At 62.6% G+C, this 26,858-nt stretch carries 26 protein-coding genes and 1 tRNA gene; 6 read left to right on the forward strand and 21 right to left on the reverse strand.

The window, feature by feature from the left end; all coding sequences use genetic code 11:
- Positions 1-62 precede the first annotated feature (62 nt).
- The 3 genes from K7H91_RS05375 to K7H91_RS05385 all read left to right on the forward strand — a co-directional run bounded on the left by K7H91_RS05375 (position 63) and on the right by K7H91_RS05385 (position 3,134).
- Complete coding sequence (locus K7H91_RS05375) at positions 63-1,340, forward strand: extracellular solute-binding protein (RefSeq protein WP_230719182.1); 1,278 nt, start codon at positions 63-65, stop codon at positions 1,338-1,340.
- 70 nt (positions 1,341-1,410) lie between these two features.
- A complete protein-coding gene (locus tag K7H91_RS05380) occupies positions 1,411-2,292 on the forward strand; it encodes a carbohydrate ABC transporter permease (protein ID WP_230719183.1) in 882 nt (293 codons plus the stop codon).
- Entirely contained in the window at positions 2,292-3,134 is an 843-nt protein-coding gene (locus tag K7H91_RS05385) for a carbohydrate ABC transporter permease (protein WP_230719232.1), read from the forward strand. The genes K7H91_RS05380 and K7H91_RS05385 overlap by 1 nt, the downstream gene beginning before the upstream one ends.
- 85 nt (positions 3,135-3,219) lie before the next feature.
- Here K7H91_RS05385 and K7H91_RS05390 read toward each other — a convergent pair whose 3' ends face one another.
- Positions 3,220-4,293, reverse strand: a complete 1,074-nt coding sequence (locus K7H91_RS05390) for an ABC transporter ATP-binding protein (RefSeq protein ID WP_230719184.1) — start codon at positions 4,291-4,293, stop codon at positions 3,220-3,222.
- Between the two features lie 627 nt (positions 4,294-4,920).
- Between K7H91_RS05390 and K7H91_RS05395 the strand changes: the two genes are divergently transcribed.
- Complete coding sequence (locus K7H91_RS05395; protein ID WP_230719185.1) at positions 4,921-5,115, forward strand: hypothetical protein; 195 nt, start codon at positions 4,921-4,923, stop codon at positions 5,113-5,115.
- Between the two features lie 70 nt (positions 5,116-5,185).
- On the opposite strand, the gene K7H91_RS05400 is transcribed toward K7H91_RS05395, so the two are convergent.
- The 20 genes from K7H91_RS05400 to rplU form a co-directional block, all read right to left on the reverse strand.
- Complete coding sequence (locus K7H91_RS05400) at positions 5,186-6,598, reverse strand: M20 family metallopeptidase (RefSeq protein ID WP_230719186.1); 1,413 nt, start codon at positions 6,596-6,598, stop codon at positions 5,186-5,188.
- 134 nt (positions 6,599-6,732) lie between these two features.
- The gene (locus tag K7H91_RS05405; RefSeq protein WP_230719187.1) at positions 6,733-8,274 is read right to left on the reverse strand and encodes an ABC transporter substrate-binding protein; all 1,542 of its coding nucleotides are present in this window, start codon (positions 8,272-8,274) and stop codon (positions 6,733-6,735) included.
- A gap of 38 nt (positions 8,275-8,312) precedes the next feature.
- Positions 8,313-9,173 (reverse strand): class A beta-lactamase-related serine hydrolase, encoded by an 861-nt coding sequence (locus K7H91_RS05410; protein WP_230719188.1) that lies wholly within the window; start codon positions 9,171-9,173, stop codon positions 8,313-8,315.
- A 1-nt stretch (position 9,174) separates the two neighbouring features.
- The gene (locus tag K7H91_RS05415) at positions 9,175-10,800 is read right to left on the reverse strand and encodes an ABC transporter ATP-binding protein (protein ID WP_230719189.1); all 1,626 of its coding nucleotides are present in this window, start codon (positions 10,798-10,800) and stop codon (positions 9,175-9,177) included.
- Positions 10,797-11,615 (reverse strand): ABC transporter permease, encoded by an 819-nt coding sequence (locus tag K7H91_RS05420; RefSeq protein ID WP_230719190.1) that lies wholly within the window; start codon positions 11,613-11,615, stop codon positions 10,797-10,799. The genes K7H91_RS05415 and K7H91_RS05420 overlap by 4 nt, the downstream gene beginning before the upstream one ends.
- A complete protein-coding gene (locus K7H91_RS05425) occupies positions 11,612-12,556 on the reverse strand; it encodes an ABC transporter permease (RefSeq protein WP_230719191.1) in 945 nt (314 codons plus the stop codon). Before K7H91_RS05425 ends, K7H91_RS05420 begins: the two co-directional genes overlap by 4 nt.
- Before the next feature lie 169 nt (positions 12,557-12,725).
- The gene (locus tag K7H91_RS05430; RefSeq protein ID WP_230719192.1) at positions 12,726-13,631 is read right to left on the reverse strand and encodes a LysR family transcriptional regulator; all 906 of its coding nucleotides are present in this window, start codon (positions 13,629-13,631) and stop codon (positions 12,726-12,728) included.
- 282 nt (positions 13,632-13,913) lie between these two features.
- Positions 13,914-15,293 carry a S41 family peptidase gene (locus K7H91_RS05435; RefSeq protein WP_230719193.1) on the reverse strand — a complete coding sequence of 460 codons (1,380 nt, stop codon included), beginning with the start codon at positions 15,291-15,293 and terminating at the stop codon, positions 13,914-13,916.
- Entirely contained in the window at positions 15,283-16,644 is a 1,362-nt protein-coding gene (locus K7H91_RS05440; RefSeq protein ID WP_230719194.1) for a murein hydrolase activator EnvC family protein, read from the reverse strand. The genes K7H91_RS05435 and K7H91_RS05440 overlap by 11 nt, the downstream gene beginning before the upstream one ends.
- Positions 16,645-16,733: 89 nt before the next feature.
- Positions 16,734-17,216 (reverse strand): 23S rRNA (pseudouridine(1915)-N(3))-methyltransferase RlmH, encoded by a 483-nt coding sequence (rlmH, locus tag K7H91_RS05445; RefSeq protein ID WP_230719195.1) that lies wholly within the window; start codon positions 17,214-17,216, stop codon positions 16,734-16,736.
- Positions 17,217-17,314: 98 nt separating this feature from the next.
- On the reverse strand, positions 17,315-17,737 hold the full coding sequence (gene rsfS / locus K7H91_RS05450) for a ribosome silencing factor (RefSeq protein WP_230719196.1): 423 nt from the start codon (positions 17,735-17,737) through the stop codon (positions 17,315-17,317).
- 110 nt (positions 17,738-17,847) lie between these two features.
- Positions 17,848-18,705: a hypothetical protein gene (locus K7H91_RS05455; RefSeq protein WP_230719197.1), complete on the reverse strand. Its 858-nt coding sequence runs from the start codon at positions 18,703-18,705 to the stop codon at positions 17,848-17,850.
- A complete protein-coding gene (locus K7H91_RS05460; protein WP_230719233.1) occupies positions 18,702-19,289 on the reverse strand; it encodes a nicotinate-nucleotide adenylyltransferase in 588 nt (195 codons plus the stop codon). The genes K7H91_RS05455 and K7H91_RS05460 overlap by 4 nt, the downstream gene beginning before the upstream one ends.
- A gap of 34 nt (positions 19,290-19,323) precedes the next feature.
- Entirely contained in the window at positions 19,324-20,598 is a 1,275-nt protein-coding gene (locus tag K7H91_RS05465) for a glutamate-5-semialdehyde dehydrogenase (RefSeq protein WP_230719198.1), read from the reverse strand.
- Entirely contained in the window at positions 20,591-21,736 is a 1,146-nt protein-coding gene (gene proB / locus K7H91_RS05470) for a glutamate 5-kinase (RefSeq protein WP_230719199.1), read from the reverse strand. Before proB ends, K7H91_RS05465 begins: the two co-directional genes overlap by 8 nt.
- A gap of 1 nt (position 21,737) precedes the next feature.
- The gene (obgE, locus tag K7H91_RS05475) at positions 21,738-22,796 is read right to left on the reverse strand and encodes a GTPase ObgE (RefSeq protein ID WP_230719200.1); all 1,059 of its coding nucleotides are present in this window, start codon (positions 22,794-22,796) and stop codon (positions 21,738-21,740) included.
- Positions 22,797-22,913: 117 nt separating this feature from the next.
- Positions 22,914-23,468: a GNAT family N-acetyltransferase gene (locus K7H91_RS05480; RefSeq protein WP_230719201.1), complete on the reverse strand. Its 555-nt coding sequence runs from the start codon at positions 23,466-23,468 to the stop codon at positions 22,914-22,916.
- Positions 23,465-24,103: a GNAT family N-acetyltransferase gene (locus K7H91_RS05485; protein WP_230719202.1), complete on the reverse strand. Its 639-nt coding sequence runs from the start codon at positions 24,101-24,103 to the stop codon at positions 23,465-23,467. The genes K7H91_RS05480 and K7H91_RS05485 overlap by 4 nt, the downstream gene beginning before the upstream one ends.
- A gap of 144 nt (positions 24,104-24,247) precedes the next feature.
- The gene (rpmA, locus tag K7H91_RS05490; RefSeq protein WP_024706188.1) at positions 24,248-24,520 is read right to left on the reverse strand and encodes a 50S ribosomal protein L27; all 273 of its coding nucleotides are present in this window, start codon (positions 24,518-24,520) and stop codon (positions 24,248-24,250) included.
- A 39-nt stretch (positions 24,521-24,559) separates the two neighbouring features.
- Positions 24,560-24,871 (reverse strand): 50S ribosomal protein L21, encoded by a 312-nt coding sequence (rplU, locus tag K7H91_RS05495; RefSeq protein WP_230719234.1) that lies wholly within the window; start codon positions 24,869-24,871, stop codon positions 24,560-24,562.
- A 459-nt stretch (positions 24,872-25,330) separates the two neighbouring features.
- Here rplU and K7H91_RS05500 point away from each other — a divergent pair.
- Positions 25,331-25,420 (forward strand) — tRNA-Ser (locus K7H91_RS05500).
- A 322-nt stretch (positions 25,421-25,742) separates the two neighbouring features.
- Positions 25,743-26,801, forward strand: a complete 1,059-nt coding sequence (locus tag K7H91_RS05505; RefSeq protein WP_230719203.1) for an ABC transporter ATP-binding protein — start codon at positions 25,743-25,745, stop codon at positions 26,799-26,801.
- Positions 26,802-26,858: the final 57 nt, after the last annotated feature.

The raw sequence follows: 26,858 nt of genomic DNA on the forward strand, positions 1-26,858 counted from the left end.
CCGGCGCGGCGAACATGTCAACCATACGGCGGGAGGCCGTATTGCAAAGAGAGGAGAAGACGATGGCTAGAATGTTAGGTGCGGCCATGGGCGCGATAATCGCCGCGGGGGTATTCGCCACCGCCGCCCAGGCTCAGGAAACGGTCACCTGGTGGGACTTTCTCAGCGGCGGCGACGGCGTTCGCATGAAGCAGCTGATCTCCGATTTCAATGCCGAGCATGAAGGCGAGATCACCATCGACGCGACCACGCTGGAATGGGGCACGCCGTTCTACTCGAAGGTGCGAACCTCCGCCGCGATCGGCGAAGGTCCCGATATCATGACCTATCACGCAAGCCGCATTCCGCTTGCCGTCAGCCAGGGCATCCTGCAGGAGATCACGCCGGCGGACTGGGAGACGATGGGCCTGTCCGAGGCCGATTACGCGCCGGCGACCTGGGACGCGGTGACGGTGGACGGCAAGCAGTATGCCGTGCCTTTCGACACCCATCCGATCGTGCTCTACTACAACAAGGACGCGCTCGCCGAAGCCGGTCTCCTGACCGAGGACGGCAAGCCGATGGGGCTTGATTCCCGCGAAGGCTTCGAGGCCACGCTGAAGGGCCTGAAGGACGCGGGCGCGGAGTTTCCGCTCGCCTCGACCACCGCGGACGGCACCTTCATGTTCCGCACGATCTACTCCCTCATGGGCCAGCAGGACGGCGAGCTGATGTCCGACGGCGAATTCCTCGCCGGCGACAACGCCGAGAAGCTGCAAAACGCTCTCGCCGTGCTGCAGGGCTGGACCAATGACGGGCTTCAGACCACCTATACCGATTATCCCGCCACCGTGGCGCTGTTCACTTCCGGCGAATCGCCGCTGATGATCAACGGCGTGTGGGAAGTCCCGACCATGATCGACCTCAAGGAAGAGGGCAAGCTGTTCGAATGGGGCGCCGTCGAGCTTCCGGTGATCTTCGACCACCCCGCGACCTATGCCGACAGCCATTCATTCGCCATCCCCGCCAATTCCGGCAAGGAGATGAGCGCGGAGAAGAAGGCGGCCGTCCTGGAAGTCATGTCGTGGATGGCGAAGAACTCGCTGTTCTGGGCGACGGCGGGTCACATCCCGGCCTACGGTCCGGTGACGGAATCGGCGGACTACCAGGGTATGCAGCCGAACGCCACCTATTCGAGCGTGACGGAAAACATGATTTTCGACCCCAAATCGCCGCTCGCGGGCGTTGCCGGGCCGATCTATGACGTCATGTCCACCTATTTCGTGCCGACGCTCAACGGCGAAATGGAGCCGGCGGAAGCCGTGGAGGAAATCAAATACGAGCTGAACGATCTGCAATGATCGCTGCGGGCCGCCGGCATCACCGCCGGCGGCCGTTTCGCATGGCAGTTCTACGATTTGAGGCCTCACAATGCTCCGCAACAAACGAAACGAAGCGATTGTCGCCCTTCTTCTGGTCGCGCCGTTCGTGGCCATCTACGGATTGATCTTTATCTATCCGACCATCCGGCTGCTCATCATCTCGTTTCAGGATGCGCCGCTGATCGGCAGCGGCGAGTTTGTCGGCCTCGACAATTATACCCGGCTCTGGGGAGACCGGCGCTTCAACACGGCGTTCTGGAACACCGCCTATTTCGTCGCCATCACCGTCATTCCCGGAACATTGGTCGCCTTCGCCATCGCGCTCGGCATCAACCGGCTGAAGGGCAGGCTGCAGGCGCTGGTGCTGGCGATGTTCTTCCTGCCCTATATCCTGCCGGTATCGGTGGTCTATCTGATCTGGGACTGGACGCTGAACTTCCAGTTCGGCATCGCCATGTATATCTTCGACATCCTCGGGATCGACCGGGTGCCGGTGTTCAAGTCGACGATATGGTTCATGCCGGCGGTTGGCCTCATCACGATATGGTGGACCGCGGGCTTCTCAATCCTGCTTTTTCTCTCCGGACTGCGCGCCATTCCCGCCGAGATCTACGAAGCGGCGGCGCTCGACAACGCATCGCGCCTGACGACCTTCCGGCAACTGACCTGGCCGCTGATGTGGCCGGTGACGGCGCTTGTGCTGACGATCCAGTTGATCCTGCAATTGAAGATTTTCGACCAGGTCTATCTGTTTTCCGTCGGCGGCCGGCCGAACGACAATCTGGTGCTTGTCTATTACGTGTTCCAGCGGGCCTTCCAGTATGACCAGGGCGGCCGGGCCGCTGCCGCTGCCGTCGTGCTGTTCATCATCGTCATCGTGGTGTCGGTGCTGAACTTCCAGCTGACGCGGCTTTCGAAGGGGCGCGAATGATGAATGCAACAACGGCAAAACGCCTGAATCTCGCCGGCCTCCTGATCACGCTGCTGACGGTTGTGATCGCCGTCATATGGGCATTTCCGCTCTATTGGGGGGTCATCTCGTCGCTGAAGCCGGAAGACGAGGTGGTGCGCCGCTATATCGAATTATGGCCGGACACCCTGACCTTTTCGCATTACTATTTCGCGCTGACCCAGACCCAGATCGGGATCTGGTATCTGAATTCGATCGTCACCGCGCTTGCGATCACGGTTCTGACCGTCGGGTCCTCGATGTTCTGCGGCTATGCGATCTCGCAGCTTCAGTTCCCGTTCCGGCGGGTTCTGTGGTGGCTGATCCTGGCCAGCTTCATGGTGCCGATGCAGGTGCTGATCGTAAACCACTTCGAGCTGATGGCGCGGTTCGGCTTGATCAACACCTGGGCCGGGATCGTGCTGCCGCAACTGATCCACCCGGTGGTGATCATCGTCTACAAGCAGTTCTTCGACAATGTGCCGAAGGATTTCCGCGAAGCGGCGGCCATGGATAATGCCTCCGAATGGCGCATTCTCACGCGCATCTACATGCCGATGAACTGGGGCGTCACCACGGCGCTTGCGATCGTCACCTTCATCTGGTCGTGGAATGCGTTTCTGTGGCCGTTCCTGGCGGTTACCAAGACCGAAATGATGACGATCACCGTCGGCATCACCCAAGTCAACGACGCCTTCGGCGTCTATTACGCCCGCGAGCTCTCGGCCGCCGTGCTGGCCGGCCTGCCGGTCGCGGTCGCCTATCTGATCTTCCAGCGCAGGGTGACCCAGGCCATCACCCTTTCCGCCGGGATCAAGGGGTAAACGTCACACTATCGTGGTCATACAAAAACGCCGCGGCATCCTGTCCGCGGCGTTTTCGTGAGGGGCCAAAGCGATCCCGATATCGTCAGTGAACGTGATAGGCGTTTCCGGCCTCATCGAAGAGATGAAGCGCCGTTGCATCGAAGGCGAGTTGCACCTGATCGCCGGTCCTGGCTTCGGAGCGTCCGGTGTCGGTGGCGATCAGTTCCGTGCCGTCTTCCAGGGTGCAGTAAAGCAGGGTCCGCTCGCCGAGCCGCTCGACCACGCCGACCGTCGCCTTCGTGGTGGCCGCTTCGCCTTCCTCCGCCACCCGCACGGCTTCCGGGCGAATGCCCATCTCGTAGCGTCCGGGTTTCATCTCGGGAATGTCGACCCTCACCGTCGAACCATCCTTGAGACGCGCCATACGATCGTCGGCTGAAAGATCGACCTCGAGGAAGTTCATCCCGGGCGAGCCGACAAAACCGGCCACGAAGCGCGAGGCCGGCCTGAGATAGATCTCCATCGGCGTGCCGATCTGCTCGATCCGGCAATTGTTGAGCACGACGATCCGGTCGGCCAGCGTCATCGCCTCGGTCTGGTCGTGGGTCACATAGATCATCGTCGCCTTCATGCGGTTATGCAGGCGGGCAAGCTCGACGCGGGTGCGGACCCTGAGCGCCGCATCGAGGTTCGACAGCGGCTCGTCGAACAGGAAGGCCTTCGGTTCCTTGACGATCGCGCGGCCGATCGCGACGCGCTGGCGCTGGCCGCCGGAAAGCTGCGCGGGCCGGCGCTCCAGCAGTTCCTCCATTTCCAGCATGCGGGCGGCTTCCTTGACGCGGGTTTCAATCTCATCCGCGCCCATGCGGATATTGCGCAGGCCGAACGCCATGTTGTCGTGCACGGTCATATGCGGATAGAGCGCGTAGTTCTGGAACACCATCGCGACATTGCGCTGGCCCGGCGCGAGATTTTCGCTGCGGACCCCGTCGATCGTCAATGCCCCGTCATCGATGGTTTCAAGCCCCGCGATCATCCGCAGCAGCGTCGACTTTCCCGAACCCGACGGCCCGAGAAACACCATCAGCTCACCGGATTCGACGGCGAGCGAGATATCGTTGATAACATTGACGTTCCCGAAGCTCTTCGAAACACTGTCGAGCTTGATTGGAGCCATCTTTTCCTCCCGAACGGCTTTTGAACCATTGTTTCCGGTCCGCACCAGAAGTCAAGATGTAGAGTGCTACCATCGCCGCATAGTCGCAGAAAAGCCAATAGCATTCCCGGCGCGGACTACACACCACCAAACTCAACCTGATGGCTTGTGCGAGAGGCCGGCCTCTCGCATCCGCTATTACGCTTCGCAAAGGTCCCTTCCCTACAAGGCATCAGCAGCTACGCCTTTCTCTCGGGCGAACCTGTCTCTCAGGCGAACCTGAGATCAGGTGCTAATCTCGGCCAAAGATTTCCAGCCTCCCCCAATTTAAATCGGAAACGGAGAAGCTCTATCGTTATTTATTATTTGTAGTATTGAAATATAAAATAGTGCATATACCATAAACACACAATATATCTAAAATAGACATGTAAAAATAGTTTGATTAAATTCAAATACGATCTCGTATTCGGATTTAATTGGGGTCGACTATGCCCCATCAGCGCTGCTGAGCTCTGACATAGGCGACACAGCGTCCTCTGCCGTCCCCGACTGGAATCATTCACGGTCCGGTCTGCGGACGCGCCGGGACTGAACTATCGAATTTTGCCCTGCGACTGCACACAACCCACATTCTGGAGGACCCCGATGACCAACCCGACCACCGACCGAACCATCTGCGACCCCCAGTTCCGCAGCACCGAAAAAAGACCGGTGCAAGAGCTTTACGATCTGATCGAGATCGCCCTTGAACTTTCAATGCGGCTCGGCCACGCGGACACCGCGAGCTATCTCTTCCTGGCGAGCGATTGCCTGCAGGCAAACAGAAAAGACATTGTCTGAGCGCCACCTCGCATTCATGCGTCGTGCGGCGTTGGCGCGTCTCTGTGAACGGGCCTTGTTCTGAGTCTCGTCAGCGCGTCTTGCCGGCGCGGTTCCGTCCGGTCTTTTCGCTCCATTCGGCCCAGGTCTTGTCGATGAGCTCCGGATCGGCGGCAGCCTTGAGTCCTGTGGCGGCGATCGCCTTGGCGGCGTGGACGAAGGCCTTGTGGGCGGCCGGGCTCTTGCCCTGCGCGACCACCTGCCAGGTGTGGGGATTGGTGCCGATCGCCCAGGCCGGCGTCCAGCATTGCGCCGTGGGAATAACCCAGCTGACATCGCCGACATCGGTCGAGCCGGCGCGGAAATGCGACTTGCCCTCAAAGGCCCTCAAGCCCCGGTGAAGCGGCTGGCTGCCGTCGACCCTGCTGTTGGAAAGCGCGTCGTCCCTGACCTGATAGAGCCGGATGCTGCTGTCGATCGCCTCCTGTGAGAAAGTCGCCTGAATGTCCTTCGCAAAAGCCTCGTCGGCATCGTCGAAGGGCACGGGGCCGAGCGCCGTCATCTGCTCGTGCATCGCGGTTTCGAGCGTGAGGTTGGGCAGCAGGCTGTTGGTTGCCTTGCCCAGTTCCAGTTCGACGCTGGTTTCCGTCATCATCGCAGCGCCTTCGGCGATCTTCTTCACCCGTTCGGCAAGCGCCCGCGCGCCCACGATTTCCGGAGCCCGGATCATGTAGCGGCCGGCCGCGCGCGCCTGGACGACATTGGCCGCGACGCCGCCGGTCTCGGTGATCGCATAATGGATCCGGCAATCCGACGGCATGTGCTCACGAAGGAAATTGATGCCGATATTGGTCAGCTCCAGCGCATCGAGCGCGGAACGACCGAGATGGGCGGCGTTGGAGGCATGCGCGGCCGTGCCCTTGAAGCGGATGTCATATTCGATCACGGCGAGATTATTGGTCGAGCGCACGCCGTTGAAGGGCGCGGGATGCCAGGTGAGCGCAAGGTCGACATCGTCGAACACGCCAGCCTCAGCCATGATCGTCTTGGCGCCGCCGCCCTCTTCCGCCGGGCAGCCATAATAGCGCACGGTCGCGGCAATGCCGTTCTTTTCAAGATGCCGGGCAAGGCCCACGGCCGCCAGAAGCGAACCCGCGCCGAGCAGGTTGTGGCCGCAGCCATGGCCGCTTGCGCCGGGCTTGTCGGACTTTTCCTCGGCAATGCCGGCGACCTGGTTCATGCCGGCCAGCGCGTCGAATTCGCCGAGGATCGCGATCACAGGCCCGCCGCTGCCATATTCCCCGCAAAAGGCGGTCTCGATACCGGCAACGCCGCGCGTGACGGAAAACCCGTATTTCTCCAGAAGCGCCGCCTGGAGCTTCGCCGATTCGAATTCCTCGAATTTCAGTTCTGCCAGCTCCCATATCCGGTCGGAGAGTTCGATGAATTCCGGCTTCAATGCCTCGATTTCATTCGCGAGTTGTTCAATCGCCTGCTGCGTCATGGGGAGGTCCTGTTTGCTGCCGGGGCAGCGGGTCTGGGGTCATGAAAGGCCGCGCGGCCCATGTCGACGGGCCGCGGGATAAGGGTTCTTGAGGAGGAAGACCGCGCCGCCGAGACGGCGCGGCGATAAGCCGGTCAGTCGACCGAAACTTCCCATACGCGGGGGTTGCCCTGCCATACGGGCGCGCCTTCGAGGCTCGCGGTCGCGGCCCAGATGTCGACCATGTCGTACATGAACAGGCCCGGCATATCCTCGAGCATCAGCGTGTGGAAATCGTCGAAGATCTGCTGGCGCTTGGCCTGATCGGTTTCGCGATAGGCGGCGTCGAGCAGTTCAACCGCTTTCGGGTTCTCCCACATCAGCGAGGAGTTCTCGTCCTTGTCGCCGACATAGAAGCTCATCATCAGCGCCGGATCGAGGCGCGGCGAAACCGACTGCGAGATCACCTGGTAATTGCCCGAACGGCGGCGTTCCACCTGGGTGGCATAGTCGAGCACCTCGATCTGCACGTTGAGGCCGGCCTGCTGCATCATCGCCTGGGCGATAATCGCCGCCGGATAGCTCGGCACATTGCCGCGGCGGTTGGCGATGATGGAGATCGGCTCGCCGTTATAGCCGGCGTCCTTCAGTTCCTTCTTTGCCGCCTCGATATCGTAGGGCAGGCACTCTTGCTGGGTCTCGCTGTAATAGATCGAGTTGGTCGCGATCATCGAGCAGTTAGGCGTGCCGGTTCCGTTGGAGGCGGCAGCGACAAGCTGCGGCAGATCGAGCGCCATGGCCATGGCGCGGCGAACGCCCGGATTGGCGAGAACCGGATCGCGGGTCTGCATGTAGAACAGGTTCTTGCCGTTGTTGACGGCGACGATCAGCTTGCTGTCATCGCGGTCCTCGAATTCCGGCATCAGGTCCGGCGAGACTTCGGCAAGATCGAGCGCGCCGGACTGGATGCCGGCCTTCACCGTCGAGGCGTCCGGAACCACCATGAACTTGACGCCATCGGCAAGCGGGTCCTTGGCGCCGACCGTGCCATCCGGCTTGCCGTCGTTCGGCGGCGAGACATAGGCGTCATTCTTGGCGAGATGGACGTATTCGCCCTTCTTCCATTCGTCCCACTTGAACGGGCCCGTGCCGATCGGCGCTGCGAAGCTGCCGTCCTCGCCCACCGATTTCGGCGAGATGATGCCGGTGAAGCCGCATTCCGGGCGGGCCATGAGGCCGAGGAAGACCGCTGACGGCTCGGCAATCGTCATTGTCACCTTGGCATCATCGACCTTCTCGACCCCGGTCAGCTTGACCACGCGGCTGCCGTCGAAATCCGGCAGGCAGCGCCACTTGCTGTCGGCGTCCATGTAGCGGTTCATGGACCAGACCACATCGTCGGCGGTCATCTTGTCGCCATTGTGGAAGGTGACATCGTCGCGCAGCGTGAAGGTATAGGTCAGCCCGTCATCGGACATGGCAACGGACTTGGCGAGAAGCGGCTCAACCGCGCCGTCCTCGGTATAGCCGACGAGGCCTTCGAGAATGTGCATCATGATCGCGTCGGTATTGCCGTCGCGGTTGACGCCCGGATCGTTGGAGCGCAGGTCGGAGGAGAGTGCGACGACGATATCGCGCGCCGCCGCCGTCTGGGTGAGCGCCGCCAGCATCACGCCGGCAAGGAGTAGTTTCTTCATGTTTATCCCTCTTTGCTATTGGTTCTGTTTTCAGGCCTTCAAAGTCCGGTGAAACAGGCGCGGGCGAGCCGGCCGATCGTCTCGAGTGCCACCGTGTAGCCGGGAAGCCCGTCCGGCATGGTGAGCGGTACCCCGTCCGTGTAGGCGGCGAGGATGAAGAGCGGCGCACCGTCGCGATAGACGATGCCCGCATCCATGCGGCCGCGCTTTCCCCTTCCGCCTTTGCTGGCGATTACCGTGTCGAAGGGAAGGCGCGAATGAATGCCGTAGCGCAGCACCTGCGATTTCAGCATCTTCAGCGCGAAGGCGGAGAGGTCCTGCGAGATGCCGAGCTTGGCCGAGGCATCGGCGTCCGTCTGGGCAGCAAGGATCGTATCGAGCAGCATCACCTGGTCGGCCGCCGTCGTCACCGTCACCGCGTCGAGCGGATGGTCATGCGGCAGCGCGATCGGCGGGATCAGGAAGCGGTGATGGGTGCCGGTCATGCCGATTGCCGCGCAATAGGCCTGAACCTCGTCCAGCGTCAGCCGCTCGAACACCATATGGGTGCAGACATTGTCGGAAAGCGTGATCATGCCGGCGATCGCATCGCGCAGTGACAGGATCATGCCGGGCGTCATGTGGCGCAACACGCCGCTTGCCACCTGCTCGGCGTGATGCGGCTCGTAGACGATCTTCTCGTCGAAGCTCAGCCGCCCGTCCCCGATCGCCTTCAGCGCCGCCATCATGATCGAGATCTTGCGGGTCGAGGCCGACGGCGTTTCCTCGGTCGCGCCGCGCTCGATGGTTTCGCCCGTCAGCAGGTTCTTGACCTTGAAGCGGACGGTGAATTCCGGGGCATCGCAGATTTTCGCGAGTTCGGCGGCCGTCGATTCCGTTCTTTCGGTTCGTTGAGTCATGTCACTCCTCCAGCCGCCATTTGAGTTTCACGCCGCCGGTCTCGTTGAAGTCGAGCGCGGGGATGGCCGACAGCAGACGCTGCGTATAGGCATGCTGCGGACGGTCGAAGATCTCGTCGCGCGGGCCTTCCTCGACGATTCTGCCGTGCTGCATCACGATCACCCGATCGGCGATCTGCTCGACCACGGAAAGATCGTGGCTGATGAACAGGCAGGAAAAGCCGTGCTTCTTCTGCAGGTCGGCGAACAGCGCCAGCACCTGCGCCCTGACGGTCACGTCGAGCGCGGACACCGGCTCGTCGGCGATCAGCAGTTTCGGCGCGCGCACCACGGCGCGGGCGATTGCCACGCGCTGGCGCTGGCCGCCGGAAAGCTCGTGCGGCAGGCGGTCGGCGAATTCGCCGGGCAGGCCGACCTCGGCCAACGTGGCTAGTGCCCGCCGGCGCCGTTCGGCGGCGTTGAGCCCCGGCATGGTGCGCAGCGCCTCTTCGACGAGTTTCACGATGGTCATGCGGGGATCGAGCGAAGAGTACGGGTCCTGGAACACCATCTGGCAGTTCTGCCGATAATGCGCCCAGTCCCCTTCCCGTGGTTTTCCGTTGAACAGGATATCGCCCGACGTCTGGTGGATCAGCCCGGCTATGGTGCGGCCGAGCGTGGTCTTGCCAGAGCCCGAGCCGCCGACCAGCGCCACCACCTCGCCCTGCCGGATATCGACCGAGACGCCGTGCAGGGCGCGCTTGGCCTGGCCTTTTCGAAACAGCGCGCCGGCCTTGTGATAGTCGACGATCACGTTTTCGACGGACAGCACCGGTGTATCGTCCGGCGCGAACGCCCGGGTTTCGCCACGCCCCGGCAGCGACGACAGCAGCTTGCGGGTATAGGCATGCTGCGGGTTTGTCAGGATGTCGTCGGTGGTGCCGCTCTCGACCACGACGCCCTTTTCCATCACCGCGATGCGGCTGGTATAGCGCGCCACCATCGGCAGGTCGTGACTGATTAGCAGCACCGCCGTGCCTTCGGCGCGGGTGAGTTCCACCATCAGCTCCATCACGTCGCGCTGGATTACGGCGTCAAGCGCCGTCGTCGGCTCGTCGGCGATCAGAAGCGCCGGCTTCAGCAGCATCACCGAGGCGAGCATGATGCGCTGGCGCATGCCGCCGGAAAACTCGTGCGGATAGGCCGACAGCGCCCCCTTCGGATCGACGATGCCGACCCTTTCTAGCATGGCGAGGATTGCGTCCCGGCGCTTCTCCCGGGAAAGCCCGGTGTGAAGCTTCAGCCCCTCCTCCAACTGCCGGCCGATGAGCATCGAAGGGTTGAGCGAGGTCATCGGCTCCTGGAACACCATGCCGATCCGCGCGCCGCGCAGCGATCTCAGATCGCGCGGGCTCATGGTCAGCGTGTCGCGGCCCTCGAACACGGTCTCGCCGCTTGTCGGCGTGATGCCGGCGGGCAGAAGCGACATCAGCGCGCGGGTCGCCAGCGTCTTGCCGGACCCGGATTCGCCGACAATGCCGAAGATCTCGCCGGGGCGGACATCGAAGGAGACATTGTCGACGAGCTTGACGCCATTGCCGAGGGAGAGCGTCAGGTCGCGGACGGAAAGGAGAATATCCTTCATCATTTCAGCCCCCTCATGCGCGGGTCGAGCCGGTCGCGCAAAGCGTCGCCCAGAAGATTGATGCCGAGAAGCGTGAGCGCGATGCAGAGGCCGGGGAAAACGCCGAGCCAGACGGCCTGCTCGATGAACGGCCGGCCGGCGGCCAGCATGTTGCCCCAGGTGGGTGCGGGCGGCGGAACGCCGAGGCCGAGGAAGGAGAGCGCGCTTTCCGACAAGATCGCCCAGCCGAACATGGTGGTCGCCAGCACCGACATCGGCGCCAGGCAATTGGGCAGGATATGTCGGAACACCGTGTAGAACTCGCTGTTGCCCATCAGCTTCGAGGCTTCGATGAATTCGGCTTCGCGCAGCGTCATTACCACGCCGCGCACCAGCCGCGCCATCGACGGCGTGTAGGCAATGCCGAGCGCGAAGATGATGCCGTACTGGTTGGCCCCGAAGACGGCGAGCAGGCCGAGCGCCAAAAGAATGCCCGGAAAGGCGAGCAGCGCATTGTTGACGGCCATGATCAGCCCGTCCGTCAGCCCCCGCGCATAGCCGCTGACGAGACCGATCAGCGTGCCCATGACAATGGTGAAGGTGACGGTGAGCGTGCCGATCCACACGCTTGCGCCGGCGCCGACCATGATCCGGCTGAGCACGTCGCGGCCGAATTCGTCGGTCCCCATCCAGTGCGCAAGGCTCGGCGGCTTCAGCCGGGCGACAAAATCGAGCTTCAGCGGATCGTAGGGCGTCCAGAACGCGCCGAGCAGGGCGACGACGAGCAGAAGGCCAATCAGGAAACCGCCGATCGCGGCATTATAGGAAAGTTTTCTCATTGTGCCGTCACCCGGGGATCGAACAGCGGATAGAACAGGTCGATGATCAGGTTGACGACGACATAGGAGAGCGCGACGAACAGCAGGCAGCCCTGGATGACCGGGTAATCCCGCTGGAAGATGCTGTCGACCATCAGCCGGCCAAGGCCAGGGATCGAGAACACGGTCTCGATCACGGCGATGCCGCCGAGCAGATTGCCGAGAATCAGGCCGATCATCGTCCAGGTCGGCCCGAAGGCATTCTTGAAGGCGTGACGCCACAACACGGCCATTTCGGAAAGCCCCTTGGCGCGGGCATGGGTGATGTAATCAAGGCGCAGCACTTCCAGCGTCGAGGCGCGGGACATGCGCAGCAGCACGCCCATTTCATGCATCACGAGGGTTGCCACCGGCAGGATGATATAGATCAGGCCCTCGGTGAAATTGTCGCGCAGCGACACATAGCCGAGCACCGGAAGCCAGCCGAGCTCAAGCCCAAACAGCAGGAGAAGCAGAAGGCCGAGCCAGAAGGTCGGGATCGAAAGAAGCAGCGTCGCCGTTCCGACAAGGGCAAGGTCCGTTACCGAGTTCTGCCGCCACGCTGCGATAATGCCCGCGGGCACGGCCAGAATAGCGGCCAGCACCACCGCGATCAGCACGATCTCGCCGCTGATGACAAAGCGCGAGGCGACCAGCGGCAGCACCGGTTCGTCATTGATGATCGAACGCCCAAGATCGCCGGACAGCGCGTTCTCGCTCCAGATCAGGAATTGTCGCGGCAGCGACTTGTCGAGACCGAGCTCGGTCTCCAATTGGGCGATCTGCCGGTCATCGGCCATGTCGCCGAGCAACAGTTCGGCCGGATTGCCAGGAATGAGACGGATCAGGCCGAACACCGTGATCGATACGATGATCACCGTCGGTATCGCCATCGCGACGCGATGGAGGAAAAATCTGAGCATCAGAACCCCTCTGAGCCCCGCACTTCAGGCGGCAGGTTGTTTATTGACGAAAGTATGACAAAGCGAAAATGACGTCGCAACACTATGATATTTTTCATAGGGATATGCAGTCGCGCTTACCGGCTAGCGGCGTCGTACCTTGTTGGGAAAAACGGGCAACGGAGGCAGTCTATTCAACCACTTGCGAACGCTCGATCTGGCGCTTCAGCGCCGCCATCAGGCCCTTGGCGGCAAGCGACATCGGCACGCCTTCGGCGGTCGCAATCCCGAAGCGCTGCGTCAGTTTCGGCTCAAACGGCCGTTGCACCACTGGCAGGTGCTTGTAGAGATTGGCATAGAAACTGCTGGCAAGCGCGATCCCCAAACCCTCGGCGGCATAGGCGCAGGCGGAGGAATTGGAATGCGTTTCGATGCGCACGTCGGCACGCACGGCCTCGTTCTGCAACAGCCGGTCAAGCATCACCCGATGGGCCCGCAGCCGGCCGAGCATGATCAGCGGCTCGCCGCGCAGGTCCTCCGGCCGGATGACATCGCGCGCGGCCAGCCGGTGGTCGCGGTGCATGACGGCGACGCTTCGCCCCTCGGCGACGATCTCGAGGCGGATGCCCGGACTGATTTCGCCTTCATAGCGCAGGAAGCCGAAATCGATCACCCGCTGGTCGATCATCCGCTGAATGGTCATGGTTGTCTCAAAAAAGGTCTCGACCCTGACGCCGGGAAAACCCTCGCGATAATCCTTCAGCATGGCGGGCGCGAAATTCTCCCACATGCTGCTCGGCAGGCCGATACGCACCGCCTCGGTTTCCGAGGCTCCGGTGCGGATTTCATCGGCAAGCTGGCTGAAGCGGGCCAGGTTCAGCAAAACGGTCTTCGCCTCGGCCTCCAATGTGCGCGCCTCCGGCGTCGGCACCAGCCTTCCCTTGACGCGCTGGAACAGCGTCAGATCGAGATCGGATTCCAGTTGCTGGACGAGACGGCTGACGCCCGACTGGCTGAGCCCCGTGCTCTTGGCCGCCCCCATCGTCGAGCCCGTTGAAAGCACCGCGCGGAAAACTTCGAGCTGTTTTATATTCATTGCATCCATCGCTGCTGGCATCGCCGGTCCGCACCAAGCTACGCCACCGTCCAGGCCCTGTCATTGACGATTGCATCGCTGACTTTACGCGCGCGAATCACTTTCCCGGCAAGTGTTCAGCATCGAGCCTTCAGATGCAGGCTCAAAGGAAACCGAAAATAAAGCCAGACCGCGAAGGCTGGAACGCGCGGCCCCGGACTTCGCGGTCTGACGATAAAACCAAGTCGCGGTGTCATCCCGACTCTAAACCGGCATGACGAAGCCGCGTGGAAAGGCAACGCCTCAATGGGCGTCTTCCATTTCCTTTTCGGGCTCGGGCGCCTTGGCGGCCTGCAGTTCCTGGACAGCCTTTTCCGGGTCGGCCGGGAAGGCGTCGTCGGTGACCTTGCCTTCGAGCAGGTCGATCGCATATTTCAGCTGCACGTCGTCCTCGGTCTCGCGCGGCACATAGGCGACAGAGCCGGAACCCTCGTCGGTTTCCGCATCGCCCTGGATATGGCCGCGCAGCGCCGATTCGCCTTCCGGACGGATCAGGCCTTCGAGGTCTTCCGGCAGCACCTGCTCGACGACGATATCGGGGCTGATGCCGGTGCCCTGGATCGAGGTGCCCGAGGGCGTGTAGTAGAGCGCCGTCGTCAGCCGCAGCGAGCCTTCGGAACCCAGCGGTACGATGGTCTGGACCGAGCCCTTGCCGAATGTACGGGTGCCGACCAGCGTCGCCCGCTTCAGGTCCTGCAGCGCGCCGGCCACGATCTCGGATGCCGAGGCGGAGCCGCCATTGACGAGCACCACCAGCGGCTTGCCGTCGGTAAGATCGCCGGGACCGGCATCGAAGCGGCGGGTCTCGCTGGAATTGCGGCCGCGAGTGGAAACCACTTCGCCCTCGTCGAGGAAGGTGTCGGCCACGGCGACGGCCTGGTTCAGGAAGCCGCCCGGGTTGAGGCGGAGGTCGAGAATATAGCCCTTGAGCTTGTCTTCCGGCACTTCCTTCTTGATCTCGTCAATCGCCTCGACCAGGCTTTCGTCCAGCTTCTCGTTCATGAAAGTGGTGAGGCGAATATAGCCGATATTGTCGTTTTCAACACGCCATTTGACCGACTGCACCGGAATGATGCCGCGCACGATCGTCATCTCGATCGGCTTGGCAACGCCGTCGCGCAGAATGGTGATGTCGATCGGCTCGCCGACCTCGCCACGCATGCGGTCAACCGCATCGTTGAGCGAAAGGCCGCGTACGCTTTCGCCGTCGATCTCGACGATCTTGTCGCCGGCCAGCACGCCGGCATTGGAAGCGGGCGTATCGTCGATGGGTGCGACGACCTTGACGACGTCATCCTCCATCGTCACCTCGATGCCGAGCCCGCCGAATTCGCCCTTCGACTGGTCGCGCATCTCTTCGGATTCTTCCGCCGTCATATAGCTCGAATGCGGGTCGAGCCCGCTCAGCATGCCGTTGATCGCATCCTGTATCATCTGCTGCTCGTCGGGCGGCGAGACATACTGGCTGCGCACCCGCTCGAACACGTCGCCGAACAGTGACATTTCGCGGTAGGTCGAATCGTCGCCGGCCGCGCGCGCCGGTATGTCGGCCGAAACCAGAATGCCGGTCGCCGCTGCGCCAAGTGCGGCGCCTGCCAGCAGAAGCGTTGCCCTACGTATCATTGCGTGCCTTTCCATCAATATTGTCCACCCACCAGGGTTGAGAATCGACCGGCTTCCCATTGTGTCGGAACTCAATGTAGAGCGTCGGCCTGTCCGTTTCCAGCGCCATTGTCGCGGCGCTCGCGATCCGTCTCGTGCCCATCTCGGCCAGCGGTTCGCCGGAGAAAATGAAATCGCCCTGACGAACCTTGAGGTCATCCATGCCGGTCATGACGATATGGTAGCCGTCGCCGACATTGAGGATGACCATCTCTCCGTAACTTCTGAAGCGCCCGGCGTAAACCACCGTCGCGTCGGCGGGGGCGCTGACGAGCGCGCCCGGTCGCGCCGCAATGGTCATTCCGGTCGCCCTGTGCCCTGTTCCGTCCGGATCGCCGTAGCGGCGCAGGATTTCGCCCGCAACCGGCAGGATCAGACGGCCTTTCAGGTCAGAGAATGGATATGCAGGCGTAATGCGGTTTTTATCGGGCGTTGCCGAAAGCGCGCGCTGGCGCGCCTCGATCTGCTGCGCCTCGGTCATCTGCCGGCGTTTCTCGGCCTCCTGACGCGCCAGAAGGGCGGCGTTGCGGGCGGAGGTGATTTCGGTCTCCAGGCTGGAGATCAGGCCGTTGAGGTCGGTCGCGCGCGCGGCCAGCAGTTCGGCCTGGCGACGTTCGGCTTCGAGCTGCTCCGCGCTGGTTTCCCGGGACTTCTCGTTTTCGGCGATCAGCAGGTCCATGCGCCGGCTTTCCTCGGCAAGGCTGTCGAGATCGGCCGCAAGCCCGTCGCGGGCCTGCTGCTGTTCGGCCTTGACCGTCCGCAGCGATGTCAGGTCGGCAAGCACGGTTTCCATCCTTGCCCGCATTTCCGGCACCACGCCGTTCAGCAGGATGGCGCTTCTGACGGAATCGAGCGCATCGCCGGGGGCGACCAGAAGGGCTGGCGGCGGATCGCGGCCCATGCGCTGAAGCGCTGCCAGCACATCGGCCAGCACATCGCGCTCGGCATTGAGCGAGGTCTTCAGCCGGTCTTCCTCATCGGAGAGTTCGCCAAGCCGGGTTTCGGCGGCGGCAATCTGTTCCTCAAGTCCGCGCCGGCGCTCGGCCGAGGCCACGAGCGCCTCCTTCAGGCTTGCCGTATCGCCGGAAAGCGCGTCGATCTCGGCCTCAAGCGAGGCGATCTTTTCCTTGGAAAGCGCGATCGAGTTTTCGATCTGGTCGAGCTCGACCGCCTTTTCGGAACGTTCGTTTGAAAGCTTGTCTACGAGCTCGGTCGATCCGGCGGTCGGCTCCTGCGAGAAGGCGATCGCGGGCAAAGCCCAGGCGGCAATGCCGCAGGCGAGGATGATCCGCGATGATCTGGTTGACGCCATGTCCGTTTCCGCGCGAGGAAAAGTGGATTTAGATCGCGGACAGATTAACGAAATAACAACGACGCAAGAACACACAAAATTTTGATGAATCAGGCGCGATGATAGGGATGGCCCGATAGCAGGGTCACGGCGCGGTAAAGCTGTTCGGCGAGCAATATGCGCACGATCTGGTGCGGCCATGTCATCGCGCCGAAATTAATCGTCAGGTCGGCGCGTTCGGAAAGCGCCGGATCGAGCCCGTCGGCGCCGCCGATCGCGAACATCATCTCGCGCTTGCCGGCGTCGCGGAACTTTTCAATCTGGGCGGCAAAACCGACGCTATCGAAGGACTTTCCCGTTTCATCGAGCAGCACCAGCACGGTTTCGGGCGAGATCGCGGCCTCAAGTGCTGCCGCCTCCTCGCGCTTGCGGGTGGCGGCGTTGCCGGCGCGGCTTTCATTGACCTCGATAACCCTGGAAAAATCGAGCCCCTGCGCCTTGCCGGTTTTCTTCAACCGGTCGAGATAGCGGGCGACGAGCTCTTTCTCCGGGCCGGATTTCAGGCGGCCGACCGCGAAAATGCCGATCTGCATATGCTTTTCTTTCGGCCCGCAACAACCGCGTCGCGCAGTGCGTCCTGCACCGCGCGGTCCGTTCGGGCAGTTCACGCCGGCCAGCAGCAGAGTGGCTGCTAGTGCAGGCGTGCCTCGTTCATTTCAGGCGCCGACCACATCTTCTCGATATTGTAGAATTCGCGGACTTCCGGCCGGAACACATGGACGATCACGTCGCCGGTGTCGATCAGCACCCAGTCTCCGGACTCCTGGCCCTCGACCTTGGGCGTGCCGGCGCCCGACTGTTTGATATCCTTGACCAGATGGTCGCAAATCGCCATGACGTGACGGTTCGAGCGCCCGGAAACAACCACCATATGGTCGCCGAGAGCCGATTTTCCGCGAATGTCGATGGTCACAATATCTTCTGCCTTTGAATCCTCAAGGCTGCCGAGGACGGTGGCAAGAGCCTCATCGGCGGCATAGGCGTCGCTTCTGCTGCTCTGCGGCGCGGTATCCGCGCCCTTCGCGTGCAATGTTGTCAGGGTTCTTCCTTTCATCCGGACCAAGCACGAATGCGACTCGTCACTCCGGCGGGCCGCTGGCTATAAAGGTGATGCCAAAGGCAGACTGTTGCAAGGGTTTTCCTGCGTAAATTTGCGCGGCGGCGTCAGGGAAGGATACGGAAGGCCACCGCGGCGGCATCATCGCTAACCTTGTAGCGCGGGAATTTCTCGCCCTCCGGGTCGTCGACACGCTCGATCCGGCGCAAGCGCTCAAGTGGCGCCTCGAGCCCGTCGCGAAAGGCCGCGTCGATCAGGCCGGCGGGCGAAAACGCGTCGTAATTGTCGCAAAGGGCGGCAAAGCCATCCGAGCACAGCAGGCCGCGCACCGGCGGCAGGAAGCTGCAGTCTTCCCTGACAACATGGTCCGCCGCCTCCGGCACGAGGCCAAGGGTGAAGACCTTGCCGTCCGGCGTGTTCTGGCGGGCGCGGCCGGCGCGCAGCATCGCCATGGTCTCGGCATCGCCGGCGATATCGGCAGCGCCCCGGAAGCCGCCGATGCGTTCGAGATGGGCGCGGGCGGCGGCGATTTCCTTCGCGCGATTGCCCTTCAGCGCAGTGGTTTCGAACACATGGCCGGCCGCGTCCTCAAGAAACAGCCTGCAATCGCCGAGCCCATAGGTGACGAGGCGGTCGCCCTCGATCCTGAGCATCTGGAAGGCGGCGGCGGGCCACATATGGCGCGGAAGGTCATCCGTGCCGGCGGCGGCGTGATAGAGGTCACGCGCCGAGGCGTTGATCGCGGCGACGGTCTCGGCAACGGGTCGATCTCCTGCGTCAGCGAACATCCGCGCCGCATGGGCCGCAAGCCAGGCGGCGTCGCCCTCGGCCATCACCTCCCGCTCGCCGATGCCGGTCGCGCCGTCGATGACGAACACCGCATTTTCGTTCCAGCCATAGCGGTCGTCGCTCGCCCCGCCGGGCTTGCCGGGATCGGTGATGTCGGCGACGATCTCGAGCTTCATCTTTTGCTTTCCTGTCTGAGTGCGGTCGAGGAGATGGCGGAGCGCGGGCCGTGGATGAAGGTCCAGGCCGGCGGCCTCATCCGCGGCAGCGCTCTGGCCGCGCGTTCGGGAACCCGGGCCCTGTCGAGCGCGCGCGCCGCCTTGGAGGAAAGATAGGTCAGCGTCGCGCCGGGTCGGTCGATGACGGCGATCGGCACGGTCGCCGCAATCCGCCGCCATTCCTGCCAGCGGTGGAAATCGCCGAGATTGTCGGCGCCCATGATCCACACGAAGTGCACCGCCGGGTTGCGGCGGATGATGTGGCGGATGGTGCGGGCGGTATAGGCCGTGCCGAGCGTCTTTTCGATCGCCGTCACCCGGATGCGCGGATCGCCGGCCATGGCGTCCGAAAGCGCCAGCCGCTCGGCAAGCGGGGCAAGACCATTGCCGCTTTTCAGCGGATTGCCGGGCGTGACCAGCCACCAGAGCTGGTCGAGCCCGAGCCGCTGGAGCGCAAGTTTCGCCACCAGAAGATGGCCCTCATGCGGCGGATTGAACGAGCCGCCGAACAGCCCGACCGTCATGCCGGGCTGAAGATGCGGCATGACGAGGTGGCGGCGCGCGATCTCCGTCAAGCCGTCAGGCCCGCGTCTGGCCGCTGCCGCGCACCAGATATTTGAACGAGGTGAGTTGCTCGACGCCGACCGGCCCGCGCGCATGCATCTTGCCGGTGGCAATGCCGATCTCGGCCCCCATGCCGAACTCGCCGCCATCGGCAAACTGGGTCGAGGCGTTGTGCAGCAGGATCGCGGAATCGATCTCGTTGAAGAAGCGGGCGACCACCTCCGGATCCTCGGCGATCACCGCCTCGGTGTGGTGCGAGGAATATTTTCCTATGTGGTCGATCGCGCCTGAAATGCCGTCGACCAGTTTTACCGTGATGATCGCGTCGAGATATTCCGTTGTCCAGTCGTCTTCGCTCGCCTCATCGCGGCCCCGGGCATAGTCGATCATGTCGTGGTCGACGCGCACCAGGCAGCCTTTGGCTTCCAGCGCCTCGATCAGCGGGGTCGCAAACTTATCGGCAGCCGCGCGGTCGATCAGCAGCGTCTCGGCGGCGCCGCAAATGCCGGTGCGGCGCATCTTGGCGTTGACGACGATGTCGCGCGCCATGTCGAGATCGGCGGATTTGTCGACATAGATATGGCAGAGCCCTTCCAGATGGGCGAAGACCGGCACGCGCGCCTCCGACTGCACCCGCGCGACGAGGCTCTTGCCGCCGCGCGGCACGATCACGTCGATATTGCCGGAAAGGCCGGCGAGCATTTCGCCGACGGCGGCGCGGTCGGTGGTCGGCACGATCTGGATCGCGTCTTCCGGCAGACCGGCCTTTTTCAGGCCGGCGGCAAGCGCGTCATGGATCGCGCCGGAGGACTGCGCCGAATCCGATCCGCCGCGCAGGATCACGGCGTTTCCGGCCTTCAGGCACAGCGCGCCGGCATCCGCCGTCACGTTCGGGCGGCTTTCATAGATCACGCCGATAACGCCGAGCGGCGTGCGCACCCGTTCGATCTTCAGCCCGTTGGGCCGCTCCCATGCGGCGATGACGTCGCCGACCGGGTCATCGAGCGCGGCAATCGCGCGGATGCCGTCGGCCATCGCCTTGATACGCTCCGCGTTCAGTTCCAGCCGGTCGATGAACGAGCCGGCCACGCCGTTTTCCTTCGCCCGGGCAACGTCTTGCCGGTTGGCCGCAAGAATGGCGTCGCTGTTCGCCTCGATCGCATCGGCCATGGCGGTAAGCGCCGCGTTCTTGGTTTCCGTTGGCGCGATCGCCAGCGCGCCTGCTGCCTTGCGGGCGCGGCGGCCGAGCTCGGCCATGGCGGTCTTTACATCCTGAACCTGATCAAGCATGGGCTGATCCCTCCCGTTTTACGGCTGACATCACGAGATCGTCGCGATGAACCATCGCGGCGCGGGCGGGATAGCCCAGGATCGCCTCGATGCCGGCGGTCTTCTTGCCTGCGATCATCCGGGCCTCGTCGCTGTCGTAACCTGAAAGCCCGCGGGCGATTTCGCCGCCCTTCGCGTTGACGATGGCAACAGTGTCGCCGCGCGAGAAATGCCCGTCAACCGCCGTGACGCCGGCGGCAAGCAGGCTGTTGCCGCGCTTCAGCGCCGCGACCGCGCCGTCATCGATATGGATCGTGCCGGCGGGCAGAAGCTGGCCGGCGATCCAGGTCTTGCGGGCGCTGACCGGCGCGCGCGAGGCATGGAAGATCGAATGTCGCGCGCCCTCGGTGATGGCCTTCAGCGGATGATCGATCTTGCCCGACGCGATGATCATGGCGCAGCCGGAGGCGGTCGCGATCTTGCCGGCCTCGATCTTGGTGCGCATGCCGCCGCGCGACAGCTCGGAGGCAGCGCCGCCGGCCATCGCCTCGATATCCGACGTGATCGCCGGAATTTCGGCAAGGAAGCGGGCATCGGGGTCGAGATGCGGCGGCGCGGTGTAAAGCCCGTCGATATCGGACAGCAGCACCAGCAGGTCGGCGCCGATCATGGTCGCCACGCGGGCCGCCAGCCGGTCATTGTCGCCGTAGCGGATCTCGGAAGTGGCAATCGTGTCGTTCTCGTTGATGATCGGCACGGCGCCGACCTTCAGCAATTGCCGCAGCGTTGCGCGGGCGTTGAGATATTGCCGCCGCTCCTCGGTGTTCTGCAGCGTCAGCAGGATCTGCCCGGCAATGATGTCATGCGCCTTCAGGCTGGCGGTCCAGGCGCCAGCAAGCCCGATCTGGCCGATGGCGGCTGCGGCCTGAGCCTCTTCCAGCCTGAGCGCGCCGGCGGGCGTGCCGAGCACGGTGCGCCCGAGCGCGATAGCGCCCGAGGAAACCACGAGCACCTCGACGCCGGCCGCCCTGAGGCCGGCGATATCGGCGGAGAGATTTTCAAGCCAGCCGCGCTTCAGGCCCGTCCGGCCATCCACCAGCAGCGCCGAGCCGATCTTGATGACGATGCGGCGATAATGGGCAAGCGAACGCCCGCTCATGTTACGGCTCCCACTTGTCGTGGCGACCCCTGTCCTCTACGGGATCGGGGGCCGTGATGCCGAGGCGGGCCTCCTCGGCGCGGATGATGGCGGCAAGTTCGCGCTGCACCTCGGTCATGCCGATCTGGGCAACCGCCGAGATCGCGTGGACCGGCCCGCCGCTGGCCTTTTCCAGCGCGGCCTTCTTTTCCTTCAGCGTCTCGGGGTCGAGAATGTCGACCTGGGACAGCGCCACGATTTCCTGCTTTTCGCCAAGGTCAACATCATAGGCCGCAAGTTCCTTGCGCACCGTGGTGTAAGCGCCGGCGACGTCTTCCTCGAGGCTGGAGACCAGATGCAGCAGCACGCGGGTGCGCTCGACATGGCCGAGGAACCGGTCGCCAATGCCGACGCCCTCATGCGCGCCCTCGATCAGGCCGGGAATATCGGCAAGGATGAACTCGCGCCCGTCAATGCTGGCAACGCCGAGATTGGGGTGCAGCGTGGTGAAGGGGTAATTGGCGATCTTCGGTCGCGCCCTTGTGACGGTCGCTAGAAAGGTCGACTTGCCGGCGTTCGGCAGGCCCACGAGCCCGGCATCGGCGATCAGCTTCAGCCGGAGCCAGATCGTCTTTTCCTCGCCCTCAAGTCCGGGATTGGCCCAGCGCGGGGCCTGGTTGGTCGCGGATTTGAAATGGGCGTTGCCGAAGCCGCCATTGCCGCCGGCGGCCAAGCGAAAGCGCTCGCCTTCGTGCGTCAGGTCGCAGATCAGCGTTTCCTTGTCTTCCTCGAACACCTGGGTGCCGACCGGCACTTTCAATGTCACGCTCTCGCCCTTGGCGCCGGTGCGATTGCGGCCCATGCCGTGGCCGCCGGTCGCGCCCTTGAAATGCTGCTGGAAGCGGAAATCGATCAGCGTGTTGAGGCCGTTGACCGCTTCGATCCAGACATCGCCGCCGCGTCCGCCATCGCCGCCGTCCGGCCCGCCGAACTCGATGAACTTCTCGCGGTGAAACGATACCGAGCCCGCCCCGCCATCGCCGGAGCGGATATAGACCTTTGCCTCATCGAGAAATTTCATCGTTCCGTCGCTTCAGTTCGAGTGTCCGCCGCATCGATATAGGCCATGCGGGCGAAGGTCAAAGACTATCGTGAATTTCGGCATACCGCCGGGCCGCACTGGCGGCCCGGCAGATGATCAGAACCGGTATGGCGTGAACAGCGCCGGCGTCAGCGCGGTGGTGATCTCCTGGGTCATCCTTCCGCGGCTGACCGACCAGATTTCGCGCTGGCCGGTGATCTTGGAGCCGAGACGCTGCAGCACCTTGAGCGAGGCCGGGTTGTCGGAGAACGCGCCGGAATGAAGCGTCGCGCCGGTGGCTTCGAAAAACCGCTCCGCAAGCCCCGACACCGCCTCGCTCATGAAGCCGCGTCCCCAATAGTACCGCCCCAGCCAGTAGCCGAGGTGATAGCCGCCCTGCCGCCGCTCGATCGAGACGAGCCCGATCGCGACGCCATCGCCCGGCTGGGTGATCGCCGCGGGCCAGTTGTCGTCGCAGCCGACATGGCTCAGCCACTCGACCGCGTCTTCCAGCGTATAGGGGGATGGCACGCGGGCGAGCATCCGGGTGATATCCGGATCGGCCAGCAGGCCTGCGATCCGTTCGGCATCCGCCGCGCGGACCGGCCGCAATCTCAGCCGCTGCGTCTCGATGACGGGGCAGGCGCCGAGCATCTCGGCCGCCGCGCTCATCGCTGGCCTCCCCAGCTCTTCAGCGACATCCAGTTGCGCCGGTCGAGACGGTACCATTCGACCGAGACCGAACTGCCGACCGCCAGCGACTGCACCATGCCGGGGCCCTGAAACTGGAAGCCGCACTTGTGCAGCACCCGCCGCGACTGTTCGTTGACGACCCGGCAGCGGGCGTCGATGTGGTCGACCTCGTTGCGCGTGCGGAAGATCATGTCGATCAGCACCTGGACGGCTTCGGTGGTATAGCCATGGCCCCAATAGGGCTCGCCCAGCCAGTAGCCGATCTCGACGATATCCTCCTCATACGGGATGTTCTCGATCCCGCAGCAACCGAGGAATGCGCCGTTATCCGCTTTGGTGATGGCATAGACGCAATTGCCGATCGCGCCCTCTTTGGTTCGCTCCACGAAATTGGCGGCATCTGTTGCAGTGTAGGGATGCGGCATGCGCGACACCATGGTCGCGATTTTTTCGTTGTTGGCGAGATGGGCAATGGCGTCAATGTCATCTTCGTGCGGGGCCCGCAAAACGAGCCTTTGCGAAAGAAGAACGGGGCAATCCCGCCTTTGTTGATCGGGCCTCAGCCGCTCTCTGGAAAGCCGGGATTGGCTCTCCCTTTGTAGATCCCTTTGCATTGTCAGGTCCTCTCCTGGTTTGAAACGAAAGAAGGGAAGATGGTGGCGTCCCATCTTCCCTTCTCTTTTCAAAATCCAGGTCCGGTAACCTGAAAATCTAAGCCGGGTCGATGAGACGCCGGCTGTTTTTAAGCGGTTCCGGCTTTATTCCGCTGCTTCTGCCTGTTTCGGGGCCACGGACACATACATGCGGCCATTGGCGCGCGCGCGGAATGTCACGTTGCCTTCAATCTTCGCAAAAATGGTATGGTCCTTGCCCATGCCGACATTGTCGCCGGGGTGCCACTTGGTGCCGCGCTGACGAATGATGATGTTGCCCGGAATGACGTTCTCGCCACCGAACTTCTTCACGCCAAGGCGCTTGGATTCAGAATCGCGACCGTTGCGCGAGGAACCGCCAGCTTTTTTGTGTGCCATTGGAGTTCTCCTTTAAACCTTCGAAATCTGCTTTATCGATCAGCCGGCGACGATGTCGGTGATCTTGACGACCGTGTGATGCTGGCGATGGCCGCGAGAACGCTTGGAGTTCTGGCGACGACGCTTCTTGAAGGCGATGACCTTCCGGGCGCGGGTCTGCTCGACAACTTCCGCCTTGACGAGCGCGCCCTTGACGAAGGGAGCGCCGATCGTGGCATCGGCGCCTTCGCCGACCATCAGCACTTCAAATTCAATCTTCGCGCCGGCATCACCATCGAGCTTTTCGATGGTGATCACATCCTCGGCGTTGACGCGGTACTGTTTACCGCCGGTCTTGATGACTGCGAACATATTTTGACCTTTCATGTTCTCGCCCGGTTCTGTCACCCTCACGAATGATGACCGTCTTTTTGTCAGTCTGGTTAAAGCAGGGATTTCAAAGAGAAATTCTTTTCAAAACCCGGTCTGCCGGTGAAATGCGGGACAAGCCCGCAACAATGCGTGCGCCAAAAGGACACACGCGTCCGGAAGCGTGCATACGCGAGCCGCGCGCTGAAGTCAATAAACTCGGGCGCAAACCGCGCATTTTCGCGCCGGCAAATTTGCCGTTCCGTCCATGGGCTCCAGCGGATGCGACGCGCAAGGAAGACCGCGCGCCGCATCCGCGATCACGCGCCGGGCTTTCGGCGCGGATGCCCGGCGTCCCGCCCTGGCCCAAACATCAAAAAAACCATCGCGTTCACTCTTGCAAGACAAGCCTTTGCCCGCTAAGAGACACCCCGCGTTCAAACGCAGACCACGGCACTTTATGGAGAGGTGGCAGAGTGGTCGAATGCACCGCACTCGAAATGCGGCATACGGGCAACCGTATCGAGGGTTCGAATCCCTCCCTCTCCGCCATAAAAAACCATTTAAATTCAGATACTTATTTACATTGCAACGCCAGCCTCAGTTTGTGCGGTTGCTCGATGCCTGTGTGGGAATGATCGAGGGCCACGCTCACGGCACTTTCCTGTCGCCGAGGGCGTGTCGGCATCTCCCGGCGGCGGGGAAACATCGCGAGACTTTCAGCAGCGAAATTCCCCTAACACAATGATACTTAAAGAAGTTCCATGAATCGGGCGGAAAACAACACGATCGATCTGAATTGACTCTTTACAGCCTCCCATAAAACGGCAATGATCCAATTGGTATTCTAATGGTATTGTTGAAGGGCTGATTTTTGGCGCGTCTATCACTCAAGGGTATCGTCAAGCGCTTCAAGGAAACGGAAGTGCTGCACGGGATCGATCTGGAGATCGGAGATCGTGAACTCATCATCTTTGTCGGACCATCCGGCTGCGGAAAATCGACGCTGCTGCGGCTGATCGCGGGTCTCGATCCGATTACCGGCGGCACGCTTTCGATCAATGGCAAGGTCATGAATGACGTGGCGCCCTCGAAGCGCGGGGCCGCCATGGTGTTTCAATCCTATGCGCTTTATCCGCATATGGATGTCTATGAGAACATGGCGTTCGGCGCACGGCTGATGGGGCTTTCGAAGGATGAGATCAGCGCCCGCATTGCCGAAGTGACCCGGATGCTGAGGCTTGAGGACTATCTGAAACGCAAGCCGCGCCAGCTTTCCGGCGGGCAGCGCCAGCGCGTGGCCATTGCCCGCGCCATGGTGCGCAAGCCTGACGTTTTTCTGCTCGATGAACCGCTTTCGAATCTCGATGCTGCCCTTCGCGCCGACGTGCGCCTCGAGATTGCGCGCCTGCACCGCGATATCGGCGGCACGATGATCTATGTGACCCATGACCAGGTCGAGGCGATGACGCTGGCCGACCGGATCGTGGTGATGAACAATGGCTATATCGAACAGGTCGGCAGCCCCCGCGAACTGTTCGAAACGCCCGCCAACACCTTTGTGGCGACGTTCATCGGCTCGCCGAAGATGTCGCTTCTCGATGTCGACAGCACAGCGGGGGAACTTGCAATAGCGGGCACCGGCGCGATTCGGCCCCCGGCCGGCATCGCCGAGGGCGCGCTTACCATCGGCGCACGCCCGGACGGTCTTTCCGTCGTGGCGGGGCATGCCGATGAAGGCTTTGCCGGCTCGGTGATCTACACCGAATATCTCGGCGACGACTCATATGTTTACGTTCGGCTGACAAGCGGCGAGCAGGTCACCATCAGGGTGCCGCCAACCGTCTTCTTCGATGCCGACGACGACGTCACCGTGCAGGCGCAGGCAGATGCGCTTCACGTCTTTGACAGGGCGAGCGGCCAGCGTGTTTGATAACGACTTTACCGCTTGTCATCGATAATTCAGGGGAACGGAACAAAAGGAGCAATC

Origin of the sequence: Martelella mediterranea (genome assembly GCF_021021415.1) — a bacterium.
Classification (GTDB): Bacteria; Pseudomonadota; Alphaproteobacteria; order Rhizobiales; family Rhizobiaceae; genus Martelella; species Martelella mediterranea_C.